The 16696-nt window shown below is 60.5% G+C and carries 14 protein-coding genes and 1 pseudogene; 5 read left to right on the top strand and 10 right to left on the bottom strand.

The window, feature by feature from the left end:
- Positions 1 to 338: 338 nt before the first annotated feature.
- From MESS4_RS08305 to MESS4_RS08290, 5 genes are all read right to left on the bottom strand, one after another.
- A complete protein-coding gene (locus tag MESS4_RS08305; RefSeq protein WP_006328804.1) occupies positions 339 to 2069 on the bottom strand; it encodes a ParB/RepB/Spo0J family partition protein in 1731 nt (576 codons plus the stop codon).
- Between the two features lie 78 nt (positions 2070 to 2147).
- The gene (locus tag MESS4_RS08300) at positions 2148 to 2567 is read right to left on the bottom strand and encodes a DUF2958 domain-containing protein (RefSeq protein WP_006328803.1); all 420 of its coding nucleotides are present in this window, start codon (positions 2565 to 2567) and stop codon (positions 2148 to 2150) included.
- Between the two features lie 36 nt (positions 2568 to 2603).
- Positions 2604 to 2765 carry a hypothetical protein gene (locus MESS4_RS33345; protein WP_006328802.1) on the bottom strand — a complete coding sequence of 54 codons (162 nt, stop codon included), beginning with the start codon at positions 2763 to 2765 and terminating at the stop codon, positions 2604 to 2606.
- The gene (locus MESS4_RS08295; protein WP_006328801.1) at positions 2762 to 3724 is read right to left on the bottom strand and encodes an ArdC family protein; all 963 of its coding nucleotides are present in this window, start codon (positions 3722 to 3724) and stop codon (positions 2762 to 2764) included. The genes MESS4_RS33345 and MESS4_RS08295 overlap by 4 nt, the downstream gene beginning before the upstream one ends.
- A 424-nt stretch (positions 3725 to 4148) precedes the next feature.
- Positions 4149 to 5117, bottom strand: coding sequence for an omptin family outer membrane protease (locus MESS4_RS08290; RefSeq protein WP_006328799.1), 969 nt, complete (start codon positions 5115 to 5117; stop codon positions 4149 to 4151).
- A 152-nt stretch (positions 5118 to 5269) separates the two neighbouring features.
- Between MESS4_RS08290 and MESS4_RS33010 the strand changes: the two genes are divergently transcribed.
- The gene (locus MESS4_RS33010; RefSeq protein WP_006328798.1) at positions 5270 to 5449 is read left to right on the top strand and encodes a hypothetical protein; all 180 of its coding nucleotides are present in this window, start codon (positions 5270 to 5272) and stop codon (positions 5447 to 5449) included.
- A 13-nt stretch (positions 5450 to 5462) separates the two neighbouring features.
- On the opposite strand, the gene MESS4_RS08285 is transcribed toward MESS4_RS33010, so the two are convergent.
- The 3 genes from MESS4_RS08285 to MESS4_RS08275 all read right to left on the bottom strand — a co-directional run bounded on the left by MESS4_RS08285 (position 5463) and on the right by MESS4_RS08275 (position 8342).
- Complete coding sequence (locus tag MESS4_RS08285) at positions 5463 to 5918, bottom strand: GNAT family N-acetyltransferase (protein ID WP_006328793.1); 456 nt, start codon at positions 5916 to 5918, stop codon at positions 5463 to 5465.
- A 385-nt stretch (positions 5919 to 6303) separates the two neighbouring features.
- The gene (locus MESS4_RS08280; protein WP_006328788.1) at positions 6304 to 7419 is read right to left on the bottom strand and encodes a low specificity L-threonine aldolase; all 1116 of its coding nucleotides are present in this window, start codon (positions 7417 to 7419) and stop codon (positions 6304 to 6306) included.
- Between the two features lie 47 nt (positions 7420 to 7466).
- Positions 7467 to 8342: an AraC family transcriptional regulator gene (locus MESS4_RS08275; RefSeq protein WP_006328787.1), complete on the bottom strand. Its 876-nt coding sequence runs from the start codon at positions 8340 to 8342 to the stop codon at positions 7467 to 7469.
- A 165-nt stretch (positions 8343 to 8507) separates the two neighbouring features.
- On the opposite strand from MESS4_RS08275, the gene MESS4_RS31875 reads away from it, so the two are divergent.
- From MESS4_RS31875 to MESS4_RS33340, 4 genes and pseudogenes are all read left to right on the top strand, one after another.
- Positions 8508 to 8891, top strand: a complete 384-nt coding sequence (locus MESS4_RS31875; RefSeq protein WP_157385531.1) for a transposase — start codon at positions 8508 to 8510, stop codon at positions 8889 to 8891.
- A gap of 230 nt (positions 8892 to 9121) precedes the next feature.
- Positions 9122 to 9814, top strand: coding sequence for an OmpW family protein (locus tag MESS4_RS08270; protein ID WP_006328785.1), 693 nt, complete (start codon positions 9122 to 9124; stop codon positions 9812 to 9814).
- A 116-nt stretch (positions 9815 to 9930) separates the two neighbouring features.
- On the top strand, positions 9931 to 11142 hold the full coding sequence (locus tag MESS4_RS08265; protein ID WP_244441077.1) for a cytochrome P450: 1212 nt from the start codon (positions 9931 to 9933) through the stop codon (positions 11140 to 11142).
- A 70-nt stretch (positions 11143 to 11212) separates the two neighbouring features.
- Positions 11213 to 11293, top strand: a pseudogene (locus MESS4_RS33340) (monooxygenase); the annotation flags it as partial.
- Between the two features lie 400 nt (positions 11294 to 11693).
- On the opposite strand, the gene MESS4_RS08260 reads toward MESS4_RS33340, so the two are convergent.
- Both MESS4_RS08260 and MESS4_RS08255 read right to left on the bottom strand, forming a co-directional pair.
- The gene (locus tag MESS4_RS08260) at positions 11694 to 13421 is read right to left on the bottom strand and encodes a phospholipase D-like domain-containing protein (protein ID WP_006328783.1); all 1728 of its coding nucleotides are present in this window, start codon (positions 13419 to 13421) and stop codon (positions 11694 to 11696) included.
- Positions 13418 to 16687 (bottom strand): AAA domain-containing protein, encoded by a 3270-nt coding sequence (locus MESS4_RS08255; protein WP_244441076.1) that lies wholly within the window; start codon positions 16685 to 16687, stop codon positions 13418 to 13420. Before MESS4_RS08255 ends, MESS4_RS08260 begins: the two co-directional genes overlap by 4 nt.
- Between the last annotated feature and the right edge of the window lie 9 nt (positions 16688 to 16696).

Raw genomic sequence — 16696 nt, 5'->3', positions numbered from 1 at the left:
GCGGATTTGGAGCTGTGCCGTTGTGGCCGGTTTTGACGGCGGGACGATCACTTCGGATGCCGGCGCGCTTCTGCTGGGGCTAACGGACACGATGCCCAAGCGGCGTCGCTGATATCGGGCTTGCGCAGATTCAGACACCGTCGCCAGGGGCGGACGTGGCTATCCGCGTTGCGCCTCGGCAAGCATCCCGGCGCGGCGCAGGGCTGGCGAAGGCGATGAGTTGGCGTCGGGATTTCGCGTGCGGTGCGCGCCGGAAAAGCCGCAAAGGTGCAGCCGGCATCGCCCGAGAGAGGTGCCAGGCGGCGGCACTCGAATTGCCTCCGCCTGGCTTGGCTAGTTCATTCGGCCATGAACAGCGGCTGAACTCTGGCCCATTGATCGGCGGTGCGGAAGCCGCCGCGTTTCGTGTAGCTTTCGACCGGGAATTTCATCCAGTGGGGCAGCCAGTTGTCGATTTTCTCGCGGCCGTTCTCGCCCGCGAGGCAATCGCGAATGATCTTCTTTTGCGTCTTGACCTTCTCGGCGACATTGCCGTCGGCGACATGCTTGCCGCCGAGGTCGGCCAGCATCGCATTGGCGATCTCCCTGTCGCGCAGCAGGTCGAAGAAGGCGTCGTCCGGTTGCCACCACCCGCCCATGTCGATGCCCAGATGGTTGCCGAGCGCCTCGACGACGGCGCTGCCGGCTTCGAGCGTCTCGGCCATGACAAGGCTGAGAACGCGCATGACATCGTCGTCGCAAAGTGCCAGCAAACGGGCGAAGACGGCGGCAAGGGCAAAGGCGTCGCCATTGCCGCCGGCTATCGCACCCTCCTCGTCGGCCTGCCCAAGCAGCGCAAGCACCGTGCGCCGTTTTTCGGCGAATGCGGCTTCGGCCCTGGACGCGGCAATGCTTGCCGCCACCGCTTCATTGGCGGTGCGCTGCGGCTCGCGGCGAACCTGCCACAGGCCCGAGCCTGCGATGGCATGCGCCACCATCAGGCGCAGCGCGACACAAGGATGGTCGAGCATGGCGGTGCGTACGGCACCGTGGCGGTGCAGATCGACATAGTTCTGCATCGAGCCGGTGAGTTCCGGCCGCGACTGCTTGGCGGCGGATTCTTCGTGCGCGCCGCCCTCGCCTTGCGCGCGGGCGCGGCGGGCCTCCTTGCGCGACAGCCAGCCCTCGTGGCATTCGACCGCGCCGCGATGCGAGACTGACATGAAGACCTTGCCGCCCTTCTTCCGCGGCGTCTTTTCATGGTCCCATGACTGGAAATGCTGCCCGGGTTCGAGCACGGCCACCTCGGGCCAGCCGGCTTTCAGATAGGCATCGCGTTTGGCGGCGATCGCCTCGTTCTGCTTTTGCCAGAACAGGTCGGCATCGGCGAAATAGCTGTCCTCGCCGAACAGATCGGAGACGATCAGGCCCGGATAGTCCTCGATGGGGAACAGCGCCACCTTGGTGGAAATCGACTGGCCGCCGAACAGCCATTGCTTCAACTGGTGGCCGCGCGGCGCGTATTGCTCGGGATCGGCATAAAGCGCCAGCCAATCCTTCTGCTGCGCCTTGGAGGCCATGGTCAGATGGCGCGCCGTCTCGGCGTCGATGTCCTCGCGCCGATAGGCTTCGCGGATCTTGGGCAGAAGATCGCCGAGCGCCAGAATGCGTTTGACCAGAAGCTCGGTGACGCCGAAGGTTGCGGCGATATCTGGAATGGTGCGGCCTTCCCTGATCAGCCTCGAAAACGTCTCCCACTGCGACACCTCGTCGGGATCGAGCCGGGCGAAGTTTTCGATCAGCGAGGCCTCGAGCGCGTCGGCGTCGTCGCCGTCTTCCATGATGGCGCAGGGCAAGGCATTGCCCTCGCCTCGCTCGTCGGCGAGCGACTTCGCGGCGAAATAGCGGCGCCGGCCGGCGACGATCTCGAAGCTTTCCGGCGTGCCGTTGGGCCGCACCAGAAGCGGCACCAGGACGCCGCGCGCGCGAACCGATGGCAGGATGTCCGACACGTCGGGCGCGCGTTTGGAATGGCGCATGTTGAGCGCGGAAATGTTGAGCTTATCAAGCGGAATGTGGGCAAGTTGCATGGTTTGTCTCCTTCGTTGAGGGGCGGGATTTCCCCGCCGCAAGGGCCGAAGGCCAGCGCGGCGGGACGGTTTTCGCGCCTAGCGGCGCGTCTGTTCCGCCATGTCGGGCGGAAGCTTGGAATGGGCGTTGCCAAGGGCTTCCGCCGCTTGTCGCAGCAACCGGTCGGCTTCGGTGATGTGGCCGGCGCTGTACGCTGCTTGGGCGTAGACGGAGAGCGGAAAGCGCGGCTTGAAGCAGAGGTCACGCTCGATGCCGAGGCCAAGCCGGCCCTTGACGCTTGCAAGCTCGGCAAGGCTGACGCTGCCGAGTTCGGGGAAGCCGAAGCCGAGGTCGCAAAGGCCGAAAACGGTGTCGCCGTCGGCGTCGAGTTCAGTGAGAAGCCAGGTTGCTGGCCCGGTCGGATCGAACAGTTTGACCACCGGGACATGGTCGGTTTCGGTGTCGGTTGCGCCATTGGCTCGCAGCCGGGCGTAAAGCTCGTCGGTGATCAGGATCATGGGAAAACTCCTTTCAGATCGAGTTGATTTCTGGCGTCATCGAACAGCCCGATATCGAGCGGCTTTTGCGCCGCGCGCGGGCGCGTCGGCCAAAAGGGCGAGGCGGTCGCGTGTGGTGAGCGGCCGGACACCGGGAATGAGCTTCTGCTGGCCTTGCGTTGGCTCGGTCTGCAGGGTGTGGCGATCGCGCGCGCTCATGCCGCGATCTCGTCTTGTTGGGCGCCTTCGGCCTCGGCGTTGAAGCCCAGAAGAAAATCGGTGGCTTTCGATGCGTGAGAGGCGGCGCGGAAGATGGCGCGATTGTCCTCGCGCAGCACCTTCAGCCATGTGCCGATATAGTCGGCATGGCGCACGGTCGGCTCGATGCCGAGCGTCGAGCAGACAATGGCAGCGGTGATTTCGGCAACCAGTTCCTCGCGCCCATAGGTCTTGGAACCGAAGGCGCCGGAGAGGTCGCGCGCCAGCCGCGCCGGGTGGCCGGTCCAGTGGCCAAGCTCGTGGAAGCAGGTGCGGTAATAGTCGATCTGCTGAAAGAATGCCGGCTGCGGCGGCACCTGAATGGTGTCACTGCCCGGCATGTAGAAAGCGCGATCGCCGCCGATGCGGAAATCCGCGCCGCTTGCTCGAATAAGCGCCTCGGCCTGCGGGACGATCTCGCGTTCGGGCAACGGTTCGGCGTTGCCGTAAAGGTGCTCGGGCAGGTCGTCGCACTGCGCGACGTTGAAGACGGTGAAGCGCTTCAAATACGGCACCGCCTGCGGCTCGTCGCCGTCTGTCTTGGCGCGCTCCTGCTCGCCCTTTGGGACAAAGCGGTCGGCATGCACGATTGTGGTGCCGCGCTCGCCCTTCCTGACATTGCCGCCAAGGGCAAGCGCCTGCCGGAAGGTCAGCCAGTTCTGGCCGGGATAGCTGCGCTCGATGACGGCGCCCCACAGGATGAGGATGTTGATGCCGGAATAGCGGCGCCCGGTGGCCGCATTGCTGGGCAGGCCGAGGTCGGCCTTTGCGCTGCCCCATGGCTTGACCCATGGCACGGTGCCGCGCTCCAGTTCGGCAATGATGCGGTCCGTGATTTCCTGATAAAGGCTGGCGCCCGGGCGCCCGCCCCTGCCCGCGCCAGCCTCTCGGCTGCCGGAACGCTGGTGTTTTGCACGCATCGTCTGGTCCTCCGCTCTTCAATCCCGCGCCTTTCCCCGGAAGCGGGGTGGGCGGCGAGACGCGACCGGAAAGGCCCGCCGTCGGAGGCGGACCGCATCCGAAGGACCGGAACGAAGAGGAGGACCCGAAGCGAAGCGAAGGGTTGCGGGATGCCGCGGCGGGCCTAGAAGGGAGTGCCGCCCACCCCGCGCCGCCGGGAACGGCCAACGAACAAACCGCGCCGGCCGACAGGGCGGCGACCGTCAGCAGCCGACAGGCTGCCCGCGCCAGGGGGCGAAGCCGGATGGCCGAGACCGCCTGAGCCTGGCGAAGAAAAAGCGGGCTCGGTTCACGAGCACCCGGCACGCGCCGTCAGGCGCGCGGGCGCGTCAGATTTCTGCGCCGTGCGGACATCGGTTTGGCGTTCCGGTCGAACTCGTTCAATCAGAACGAGGTCTTGATGCCGACCATCACCGTCGCCGCGGCAAAATCGCCGCCAAACGAGTCGTAGTGGCCGCCAGTCTCCGCGCCGGTCGCAATGTCATAGTAGTTGGAGTCGCCGCGAGCGGTGAACATCTTTTCGTAGGAACCGGAGACGAAGAAGCTGGTCCGCTCGTTGTACTGGTAGCCGACGCTGCCGCCGACCATCAGAACCGGCGCCGATTCGAAATCCTGCTCGAAGCGCAGGTCACGCAACCAGTGATGATCGGTAGCGCCGACCGAAAAGGTCATGCCGCCCTTCAGCGCAAAGCCGAAGTTCCAGCGGTCCTGGACATAGGTCGCATCGATGCCGGCGAAGGCGACCGGCAATTTCTGCTGGTAGCTGATGACCTTTGCGCCTCCTGGCCAGTCGCCAACCGAATCCCGGAAGCCCTGATAGCTGGAGACGTAGGAGCCGCCATAGGCAGTCCACTTGACCGAGGTGTACTTGAAGCCACCGTTGACGTTGATCAGCAGTTGGTCGCTGACCTGGAAGTCGTGGCCGAGCGCCACGGTTGCCGAATAGAAGTGATCAAGATCGGTCTCGGAAAAGCGCGAACGGTCGCTCCAGTCGTTCCAGCTATCATTGGCGGAGAATTTCGGCTTCCAGTCATAGTCTTCCATGTAGCTGTCGCCGCTGAAGGCGATCTGGCCGGAAAGCTTGGCGGTCCAGCCGGCCTCGCTGCGCGCCGTCATCTCGGCTGAAATGACCGGAGAGGTGCTTTCCCAGATAAGGTGGCTCTGCTTGGTGCCGCTGCCGGGACCCCGATAGACCAGCTCGTTGGCCTCGATGTCGATGACGCCGACGCCGCTGACGAAAGAGAAATTGGGCTTGTAGGGCGCCGGTTCGCTCACCACCGCGTCGCTGGCCATCGCCGGCCAGGCAGTGAGCAACGCTGCCGCTCCACCAAAGACTTTCGCTTTCAATTTCATATAACTACCCTCATAGGAATGATCCGCCATTCGGCTATACGCAGCGTAACCGGGGGGCAACTCAGGTGCGGTCGTCTATGCAGCGCCCCCGTAGGTTGGCAAAATTGCCGCCCTCGGCTCTGTTCCTCAACACTTAAGGAAACGTCGTTAGCGTGACCCGATTGACGGCGGTTTTTGCCGATGCGTTCCGGGCGGCCGGCGTGACGGGAACCCCTGCATTATCCGAGGCACACATTTGCGATGACGATGCTGGTACGATTGCAGCGGCAGCCAGCGACCACGCCGGACCTCAATCCGCTGAGATCGTGCAGGTTGCTTTCATCGGCCCATAGCAAACTCTCTAGTCTAGATAATCCGAAAGAGCCGAGGGCCGAGTTCCTCGAAGCCGTTGCGCAGATAGAAATCGAGCGTGCGCTTCCATTTTGGTTGCCTGGGCGCTGCAAGCTCAAGTCGCTTCCAACCACGCGCACGGCCTTCCCGCGAGGCGACCTCAAGCAGATGAGGGGCAATCCCTTTGGAACGCTTTTCGGGTCGAACATACAGCTCCGAAATATGGCCGAACTTACCTCCTGCATAGATCGCCGTGCATTCATTCAGCACCATGATGCCGACCGGCTCGTCATCTGCAGTTGCGATCACTGCGACCACGCCAGCGTCGGCAAGCATTATCTCCGCGCTTTGTCTCACGTCGTCGGGCGTGGGCGCTTTCCCGCCAGTGAGTTCATCGAGTAGCGCGTGAATAAAACGGACGACCGTCCCTGCGTCCGTTGCGTTGGCGCGGCGCGTAGATATGGAAGGCATATTTTCTCCTGCTAGTGGTCAAAATCCCGATTGATGCTGCCACCCCGCGCAGATCCGACTCACTCTTTTAAGTAACTCGGACGAGTGAACAGCATTTTTCATCAAAAATATGATAAAAAATTGCAAAATAAATATTACAAGCAACAGGATACCGATGACTTGCGGTGAATTGCGCAGATAGGGGGCCTGCAAATCAACCTGGTTACTTCGTGACCGCACGGTGAAGCCGCCTTGCCGAGGTCAGATGAAGTCGCAGGTCTAAAAGGGCCTGAGACAAAAGATACAGCCTGAGATGCTCGTGCGGCCAGAACGCTCGGATCATCAATGCAGTCGAGCAAAGAGGACATCCGTGACGGGCGGCGAGAGCGCTCGACGGTCGCCACACTCATTCGGCGCCAGCCGGAACACGAGCCGAGCCGACCGGTGCGCAGAGGCTGGTTGCCGCGCCGATCAGGTCGGACACGTCGGCCTCGGTCGTCGCGAAAGAGGTGACGAACCGCACGATCCCGGGCTGCCAGCGATCATGGTAGAAGCGGAATCCCATGTCGAGCAGCCCCCGGATCAGGGGCGTGGGAAGTCGGCAGAACAGGATATTGGCCTCGGGACGCTGCTGGATTTTCACGTCTGGCACCAGGGCCAACCCCCGCGCGAGCGCCGATGCCATCGCATTGGCATGGGTCGCGTTGCGAAGCCAGACACCGTCCCTCAGATAACCGTCCATTTGCGCCGCCATGAAGCGCATCTTGGAACTCAACTGGCCGGCCCGCTTGCGGCGAAAGGCTATCGTGCTCGCGAGATCTCCGCGGAACGAGACGACCGCATCGACCCCAAACGTTCCATTCTTCGTGGCGCCAAACGACACAAGGTCGACGCCGGCCTTCCACGTCATCTCGGCCGGCGAGCAGCGCAGAGTGACGAGGGCGTTGGCGAAGCGAGCACCGTCCATGTGGAGCGCCAGCTTCGCTGACCGGCAGATATGGCTGATGGCCTTGATCTCGTCGAGCGCGTAGACCGATCCCATCTCGGTCGCCTGCGTGATGCTGACGCTGGAGGGCTGGACCGAGTGGATATCGCCCACCATGCGCGTTGCATTGGCCGCCAAGGCGTCGATGTCGATTTTGCCAGCCTCGCCTGGAAGCTGCACCAACTTCGCACCGGCGGTGTAGAACTCCGGCGCGCCGCACTCGTCGCGGTTGATGTGTGCGTCGGCGTGCGAGAGGATGCTGCCCCAAGGCGGCGTAATCGCCGCGAGCGCCAGCGCGTTCGCCGCCGACCCCGTCGAAACGAGGAACACGTCGACCGCATGCTCGAACACCTCGGCGAGCTGGTGCTCGACGGTATGCGTCAGCTCATCGTTGCCGTAGGGAAGCGCCTGACCCGACGCGCATGCGGTGATGGCTGCGATCACCTCGGGGGAGACGCCGGCGATGTTGTCGCTGGTGAAGCCGCGGGGGCGGGTCTGCTTGCTTTCGTTCATGGTCTTGACGCTCTTTTCATCCATTGAGCGTCCAAGCTAGACGGTTCGCCGCGCGCTTTATTGAACGATATTCAAACCGAGAGGTAACGCGCCGGCGTCACCCCCAGCACCGCCTTGAAGTGCCGGGTCAGGTGGCTCTGGTCCGCGAACCCGACCGCGACGGCGACATCGGCGACGTGCTGGCCTCGCCTCAGCAGCCGTCGCGCCTCGTCGATGCGGACCTGGATCAGGTAACGGGTGGGGGGCAACCCGAAATGCGCCTTGAAGCCATCGATCAGCGTCGCCTTGCAGCATCCGGCGAGGGCGGCCAGGGCGGCGAGCTGCAGAACTTCGTCAAAGTGGGCATGGATGAAGTCACATACGTCGCGGATCCTCGGCGGCACGAATTTTGGCCCTGCAACGCGCGATCCGCCGGCCTCTGCGAAGACGTGGGGCAGGAAACGGATCAGATACTCCTCGATCTCCAGTGCCGAGCTATGCCCATGTTCAAGCAGGCGCCAAAACGCGCTGAGGCCGTGTGCAACTGGGGCATTCTCCTGGAACGGGCTTTTGAAGTCGATCGTTCCGGGTTCGTTTTGGCCGCTGTCCTCAAGGACTTGCCGGACAAGGCCTTCGGGCATGTAGAAGATCTTCTGGCTCCAGCCGAGATCGTCACCAGCACCCCCGAAATGCGGTTCGCCGGGCGCGAAGGTCGCGACGGTGCCGCTACCGGCGTGCCAAATCTCACCTCGGCACCAGACATCATGGACACCTCGCTCGATCAGCCCGATCAGATACTCGTTGTGGATATGCTTGGAGAAATCCTGCCGGTGATAGTCCGCCGCCAGGTAATCGAGCCCACCAAGGACATCGGAGTGCTTCATCACCGCACGATTGCGCGGCGGCCGGCCCGGAGGTTCAGAACGGCCACGCGCCTTTTCGTCGCATTCTACGGCGGTATCGGCCACTTGATGATCAATCCAGGTCGGTCGTCACAACGATATCGTGCTCTCGTAGCGAATTTCAAACCGAAGCAGGATTAATTGCCGCCCGGAGAGGGGCCTGCTGCAGGGCGGCAGCGAATTGGCGGGATTAATCGTGTTTCAAGCTTGGGATGTGGGCCCGAGCGACGCGTGGCCGGATGGCCGATATCGAGAAGAAGACCAAGCGCTATCCCCTCCGATCTGACGCATGAGGAATGGTCGCGGATACAACCGTTCCTGCCGGGCGCGGCCAAGACCGGGCGGCGCGTGGTGACGGACCTGCGCGAGGTCTTGAACGCGATCCGCTACATGGCCCGATCGGATGGCGGCTGGCGCATGCTGTCAAAGGATTTCCCGCCCATATCGGTCGCGGTCGAGACGCCTTACGGACGCGCCCACGGACTGCGCGAACTGGCTGGAACGTCCCCCGGCCTGACGACCGAGCAGCAGGCGACGATCAAGGCGCTGAACGCAGAATACGCCAAAACTCGAAGCCGAGTACGAGCGTGTCAACGAACTGCCGGCCGATGTTGACGAACGGCTATCAGGGGCGGCTACGGCTGCACTCATTGTCGGATCTTCGACGAAGTCGGACATGAGACACAGCGCTATCGAAGTGACCGCATTGTTCTCCAACGATTTTCTCATTTGGCACGACTCATGCGGGGCCTATCCCGCATGAGCGCTCCGTCAATCTCGATTGATGCGAGCAGGATTCAATCAAGGCGCAGTGCGTCGCTTCTGAAGATCAAGGAGAGAAAAGTATGGCGAGAGCGCGAATTGGCGTGGCGCGGGCAATGACAGCGGCTGTCGTCCTCATCGTTGCGGGACAGGCCAGCGCGGCAGATGTTCATCAAGCCGCGAGCGTCCCGCAGGCAGAAGCCCGGGTCGCGGAAGCGCCAAGCCCCTGGCAGATCCGCCTGAGGGCGTTGGGGGTGATTACCGAGGATTCGGGCTACGTCAATGCGGTACCCGGCTCTGGTCTTTCCTATTCGAACACCGTGACGCCGGAACTCGATATTTCGTACTTCTTCACGGACAACATCGCCGCCGAACTCATACTCGGCACCACCTATGCCAACATCGACGGCCAAGGTGCGATCGGCGGGCTTGGCAAGGTCGGCAAGGTTTGGCTGCTGCCGCCAACGGTGACATTGCAGTATCATTTTACCGATTTCGACGCCTTCAAACCCTATCTCGGCGCCGGCGTGAACTATACGATCTTCTATCATCAGCAAGCCGGCAGCGCCGATGATCTCAAGGTCAAGAACACATTCGGCGGCGCGCTGCAGGTCGGATTCGACTACATGGTGGACGAGCACTGGGGCGTCAACTTCGACGTGAAGAAGCTTTTCCTCAAGCCCGACTTCGACGTCACTGTCGCCGGCGCCAAGCTCACGGGCAAGGCCAAGCTCGATCCCTGGTTGATAGGCGCAGGTCTCACCTACCGCTTCTGAGGACGAAACACACTGGGGGGGGCACTTTTCGAAGTCCGCGCGCGGATCATCCGTGCCGAGAAGTGGACCCGCGATGGTTCTTAAGGAGTTGTTGGCATGCGCGTAGAAAACGATCATTGCGACTGATCGGTGTGCCGGCCGCTCCCACGCAACTTGATCGTCTTTCTTCTGCGATTCTGCGGCAGGGGGGGATGGCGCGAGTGTCGCTGCCAGGCGATGTGGTGACCTGGGCGGCAGCCCGTCACCAGACGCTCAGGCAGATGCTTTCCGACCAGCGTTTCAACAAGGACTGGCGACAGTGGCGGGCGCTGCAGGACGGCGAGATTCCCGAGGATCATCCGCTGATCGGGATATGCAAAGTGGACAATATGACCACGGCGCACGGCGCCGATCACCGGCGCTTGCGCGGCCTGCTGTCCAGCAGCTTCGCGCCCAGTCGTATCGCCTTGCTGGCGCCACGGGTCGAACAATGCGTCGATCGACTCCTGGCCGAGATGGCGCAGCGCGGCGGCAGTGCCGATCTGATGTGCGAGTTCGCCGCTCCGCTGCCCACCAACGTGATCGCCGAACTGTTCGGTTTGCCGGACGAACAGCGCGAAGAGATCGTCGCGCTCACCTACAGCCTGGCCAACACCTCCGCCACAGCCGAAGAGGTGCGACAGACGCGGCAGCGCATCCCGGAGTTCTTCCGTCGCCTGATCGCGCTCAAGCGGGGCCAGCTCGGCGATGATCTGGCTTCGGCCCTGATCGTCGCGCGTGACAAAGGCGAGCTCGTTTCCGACACCGAGCTCATCGACATGCTGTTCATGGTGCTCTCTGCGGGCTTCGTGACCACCGCCGGCGTCATCGGCAATGGCGTGCTGGCATTGCTGACGCATCCGCAGCAACTGCACCTGGTGCGCAGCGGCCAAGTTCCGTGGTCACAGGCGATCGAGGAGATCCTGCGCTGGGGCAGCTCAGCGGCCAATCTGCCGTTCCGCTATGCCACCCAGGACGTGGAGATCGACGGATGCATGGTCCGCCGCGGCGATGCCGTCCTGATGGCGTTCCATGCGGCGAACCGGGACGAAAAGGCCTTCGGTCCCGGCGCCCACAGGTTCGATGTCACCCGGCGGCACAACCCGCACCTGTCGTTCGGCGAGGGGCCGCATGCCTGCCTGGGCGCTGCGCTGGCGCGCCTGGAATTGCGCTGCGCCTTCCCCGCGCTGTTCGGGCGACTGGAGGATCTGGCGCTGACCATCGCCGCGGAGGACGTCGTCTACATGCCTTCTTACGTCATTCGCTGCCCGCAGCGCCTGCCGGTCAGCTTCCGCCCTTCCATCGCTTAGCGAGTGCGGCATTCACCCCGGATCTCGGCTCGCTCGCGCGAGGGGGGCGAGCATGCCCAGTTACGCGCTGGCCTTCAGCAACCGCAGGGTGAAGTTGCTCGCGCAGCAGGTCGAGTCGACCGCCGCGCAGTTGTTCGAGACGCTGGCGGCATGAGGCCCAGCAATACCGGGCGTCGGGCTTGAAACCTCCTCAGCGCGGCGATCGTCCATTGGAACTCGATCTATAAGGCCGACGCGGTGGCGCACCTGTGGGCACAAGCCGAAATCGTCCCGGACGAGCCTTGTGGTCGCGCGTGCCGTCGGCGCCGCAACTACTGCAGGGCGCCAGATGCGCCAAAGCCCGTACGCGGATTCCGCTTCCTCGGGAGCAATGTCCACGGGATGGCCGGTCTTTGGGTCTGCAGCGCGCCCCCGCAACCACCTCTCCGCCACCCGCTGAACGCTTGAACCATTCGGCCCCACTTCGATCTGCCTCCGGGTCAAACCCGAGCGCATTGACGGCACCGCGCGTCTGCATATAGACCGTGCCACGAAGTGGGATCCCGAATTGTTTAGGGAGCCCGTTCTGATCCGGCGCTTTGCTCAGCAGTCAACTTCTCTGCCAACCACGAGCCAACCCCCGGCCCTCGTACGTGCAAACCAAGCTCGGCGCCGCGCGATCGGGCGCCGGAAACCGAAGTGGAGAGCCAGTTGAAGCTCGTCACCGCCACGGTGTCGTTATCAACGATAAGGAACTTGCCGTGCAGTGACGGATCGCGGTGCAATTCCAAGCCGCGTGCGGCAAGTTCGTTCACACTGGGTGCCCGGCCCTGCTCTGTCATAGTCTTGCTGGGCCGATTGTACATGAGTTCTACTCGGCAACCGTCTCGAGCCGCAACCTCCATCGGAACCACCACCGAGGTTTCGGCTGCCAAGCCGAAGAGATCACACCCAATCAATATTCGGGACTTGGCCTCATCCCGCGCTCGCGTAATGCACGCGTAATGGTCCTCGTCAACCAAGAGTTCAATAGAGTACTCGCCTGCCTCTGTTTGCGGATCGAAACTGCGAATTGCCTGCCAAACACTGCGCAGTCTTCTAGCTACAGCGGGCCAACTCCCCGCTGAGGGAACCTGGGCGCTGATGAGTTGACCCACCACCTCGCGCCCAACTACTCGCGAGGTGGTCCGAAGCGACACGTCCTTGGCGCTGTACCATGAAGACAAATAGTTGCAGGACCCCACGACGGTAGTCCAGCCGAGATCTTTGTCGTCAAAGATGATGATCTTGGCGTGAGAACCTGATGAATTTGGAGATAGCTGTATACGTTGGTTTGCAGATTGGGGCAGCATTGCAAGCAACTGTTGCACTTCCCCGATGGGGGCAGCAGGCTTCGGGTCTTCAGCGTCTACGCGCAATCCCCACAACAGATCAACTTTTACGCCGCGCCTAGCCGCCTCTGAAAGTGATGGCAGAAGTCTTTTGACTGTCTCTGGATGAACGAAGCAAGAGTGGAACGCAATGTATGATTTTGTAGATCTCAGAGCACTCTGAATAAATTCAAAGTGTTCCTCCCCACCAACGATAAAGTTACTTGAATCCAAGGACGCACGCCCGACCCCCTCGCCCATGCCGGTGCTGATCTTGGCGGCCCGCTTCGTTGGGACGGCCCCAAGTTTAATGAGTTGTGCGCGTAGCTTTTCCCTGAGACGCATAGGGGCGTAGTCGGGGAGACCTGTGAGCTCCCCCATGTCAAGATAAATCCGAGCGTAGGGCCTGGACGGTGTCCGTAACTTCGGCTCTTCGTCCTCCAGATCCTCGTCAACGCCTAAATATAGAAGATCGCGAATGGTCGCGTCGTTCGGATCGTAATTTTGTTCAATCGGCTCAAGGAGGTTTGCGTTCTCCGGCAGGTCTTTTTCATACACCAGATCAAGATCGTCTGCTCTAAGCCAGCTTCCCGACAATCGATCAAAACATAGCGATATCCAACGCCCGCCGCGCTGTAGCTGGGAAGGCAGACTTTCGTCGGCGGCCCGTCTTTTGCCGGCTGTGGTAGCCGTGAAAAAATTCCCTGCTGATGTGGATCGAACTTCAATCCAACCCACCCGCATTAGATTGATCAAGCCCTCCACGACAAGACGGTCCGGAACCAGAGATTTTCGGGCTAACTCACGCACAGAGTGTCGCCCAGAAGCCAATTCGAGCAGCAACATCTGCTCAAGAACACTCCACCGCCGGCCAAAATTCACCACATAGTTCACCGCAACGCGGAAGACTGGAACGTAGAGCGAGGTCACGAGTGGCCTCCTGTCCGAACCAACGTTCTATTTACCTGCGCTCTCTCCATGAACGCCATCATTCGTCCGATGTAGGCGTAATCAGCCTCTTCTGGGGTGAAATCGTTGCATCTGCTCGAAAAAAAATCCCAGCTTCCTACAATTACAAGCTTCTGTTTTGCCCTACTAAGCAAAACGTTCATTCTCGTCTCTTGCTTAAGAAACCCAAGGCTCTTCCACGGAACCAACGCATTGTTCCGCACGAGACTTACTATGACAATATCAGCCTCACTTCCTTGGAATTCATCAACCGTCGCACCAAGCCGTTTGTCGACCGTAAGATCGAAAGGCGATTGGAACATCCAGTCAAGTGTCCCAGCCCCCCTCGCAGCCTCGATCTTTTTTCGGATAAGCTTCAACTGATCGTTGTATGGCGACAAAATCTGGATGTGACACTTTTGGCTTCCGCGCGGCCGAAACTGTTGAAGAGTGTCAACAACCGCTTCGGCTTCGCTGTCCGAAACAAAAAGTCCCGTTTGCTCGCCGACTGAAAACTTTTCCTTCTGTATCCATGGAACGTCACGCCAAATTATCCGCGCCTCCGGCATCCAAGAAGAGCCGGTTATGTCGTATGGAGGTAGGCCTTCAAATTTCACCTTCGCCTCGTCAGGAGTTTTCAGGAGAGTGCCGCTGTCATCTGGATAAAATATTCGGCCCACCAAGTCCGCGATGTCTGGATGCATCCTGTGCTGATCGGTCAGCGTGGAGGCTGGCCCGTCTAATCCTATGCCTTCTCCCATGCTTTGCTCGAAGAAGCGGCCGAAAAAGCGAACCATTGATCTCCACTTGGTGCAGCGGTCGGCAAAGCTATCTTTGCTAGGATCCTCATCGACGAGAGCGGGGTCAACCAGTCCGGGAGCGAACTGAGCACCCAATTGCACAGCCTTTTGTACTCGAAGAGGTTCCCCTAAGAGGTCCTCAAATGTCTCTGCGTTGTAGGGAGGGAGCTGATGGTGATCTCCAATCAGCAAAATGCGATGGCTTGCCTGCAACGCCGCCGCCATATCGAAGCCATGCGCCTTGCCCGCTTCTTCAATTACAGACCAATCAAACCGCCGCCCCCTGTTGGAAAGCTCGGCTAAGTCAGGCGCGTTGGACGTGGCAAACGTTAGATTCGCCGCATCTTGGATGAGCAGTTGCATTGCCTTCCGTTCAACGCTTGGGCTCATGTGTTCATCCGGAGACGATATGGCCTCCGCCAGCTTCTCCTTAAGAAACCCTGGCGCGGCCTGCGCCATTTCACTAGCCGCGAGGGAATCCAAAATGACGTTGGTCGTGGCATCAATATCGAAATCAGACCCTTGCCGGGCGCCCAGCCTGAGAAGGATTGGGCGACTGTTTGGGGGCAGCTCATTGAAAAGCTTTGAAGTCTTCTGGAGCACATCGTCAACGGTGTGATGAGAATGGGCCGTAAGAAGAACCTGCGCCGTTGGGTCGTCAGTAAGCAGGCGATCAGAGAACGCTTGGATTAGAGTTGTCTTGCCAGTCCCCGGCGGCCCTTGGACTGCAAAGGATGGATAAACCTGCCAAAGTTGCTCGATTGTTTTTCTTTTCGATTCGTCAAGATCGATTGCTGCTCTTCCTGCCGGTGCCCGGTCTAACCCGCGCCTGCTCGCAATGTAGGGGTCCGCGATTAGTCGCAACAACGAAGTGTGCTGGCGCAAATCTTCAATGGCTTTGTGACGCCTCCGAATCTGCGCAATGGTTCCACCGAAGTTCCGAGCCAAGTAGAGTGTTGCACCAGCACGTGTTACGGCGCCTTGCTCCGTAACAAAATGGTAGCGGGGGCCTCCAGAATTCATCTCTCTGCGGTCAAATGACCATTGAACGGCCCCCTGCGGGTCACGCGAGATCGTCCTTCTATCAAGAAGATAGTAGGTATCTCTGCTCGGCTCTTGTTCGTCATCATCTGAAATTTCTTCCGCACCCAAGCCAAACCAGTCTGCAACTTGATCGGCAGGCGGCGAAAGCTTGAGGAACGTACACAGCTCATTACGTTCGACTTCCTTGACGGGGGTCACCGAGATATAGGTGATGCCCCCCATCGTATCGACTTCTATCACTCGAACGGGGCAAATCTGAGCAGCAATCAAAAGAGTGTCTATCTGCTGGGTGACCCTGAAGAAATCGTGGACATCTTGAAGGTGTGGTTCTACGGTTGCGTCAACCACCCTAGGCGGAAATGCCTTATCCCAAGGAAGACTTTTGTCCCGGATCGAGTTAATGTTGTTGCGTACGTGGGGGTATAGACGAATCTGTAATTTTCGTTCACCAGTGTTAAGAATGTCGTCCCCTTGGAAAGACTTCGGATATTCTTCAACTGAATCGCAATATCCTACATCCCAAGTTGCGCCCCCCTGAGGCAAATCCCACTGAGATACTCGATACTCAAGCTTCGAGCCTTTCAGGATAAATCGACGCCTCGGGTAGCTCCGAGCGATCACGCGGATATCACCCCGTAAGTCATTTTCGATCCATTTTCTTTGATTCTCGACGGCGTCGGCGCGGGCCTGGTCTCCCGCGATACGCTCTATGGCGCGAGACAGGTCCGTAAGGGGTCCTAAGCGCACCGCAACAACAATTGGATTGCTGGACGCGGATGCAACAGCTTCTAGGCCGACAACAATATCGCGGATGGCCCGCTCCACGGACTCACCATCCACCAAACGGCGATCTGCTTCTTCCTCAAGTAACGACAGGAGAAGCGTCTTTTCTCGCTCTCGCAGAGTTGGGAGATCGGTAATCGCTTTTTTGAGCGCACTGAGTTTTCTTACAGTTCTGACCGGCGCACCAAACATCTCTGCAGCTAGTAGTCCGAAGTCGAACCAATCGGTGGCTGTCGAGAACTCACCAGGACCGCGCTCAAGTTCCGGTGGCCTCGCGACGCGTTGCTTGGCCGGATTTGCTGAAGCACCGTCGTTACCTGCAATTCGCAGCGACCATTCGAAACCACTCAATCGAAAGTCGTTGCTGCCGTCAGGGCCAACGAAAATTGAAGCCGAGGAAAGCGTCCGGTGGATCGTGCCGCCGTCATGTAAAAGGCGTAAGGCTTCGGATATGCGTAAAAGCCCCTCCCACAGCGGTCGTCTCCTCGATGCCACTGTCAAGTTAAGCAGCCAGTGGACGTTCTGCCTTCGCTCAAGCAATTCCGATAGGATTCCGCGTCGCCCGCCTTCCAGCGCGATAAAAAAATAATCGTCAGTGATGCCGAGATCTTGGAGGGTCATGAACCTCTG

The sequence above is a fragment of the Mesorhizobium sp. STM 4661 genome, from assembly GCF_000359125.1.
Classification (GTDB): Bacteria; Pseudomonadota; Alphaproteobacteria; order Rhizobiales; family Rhizobiaceae; genus Mesorhizobium.
The sequence above is the reverse complement of the archived record's forward strand: the minus strand, read 5'-3'. Positions and strand labels throughout refer to the sequence as shown.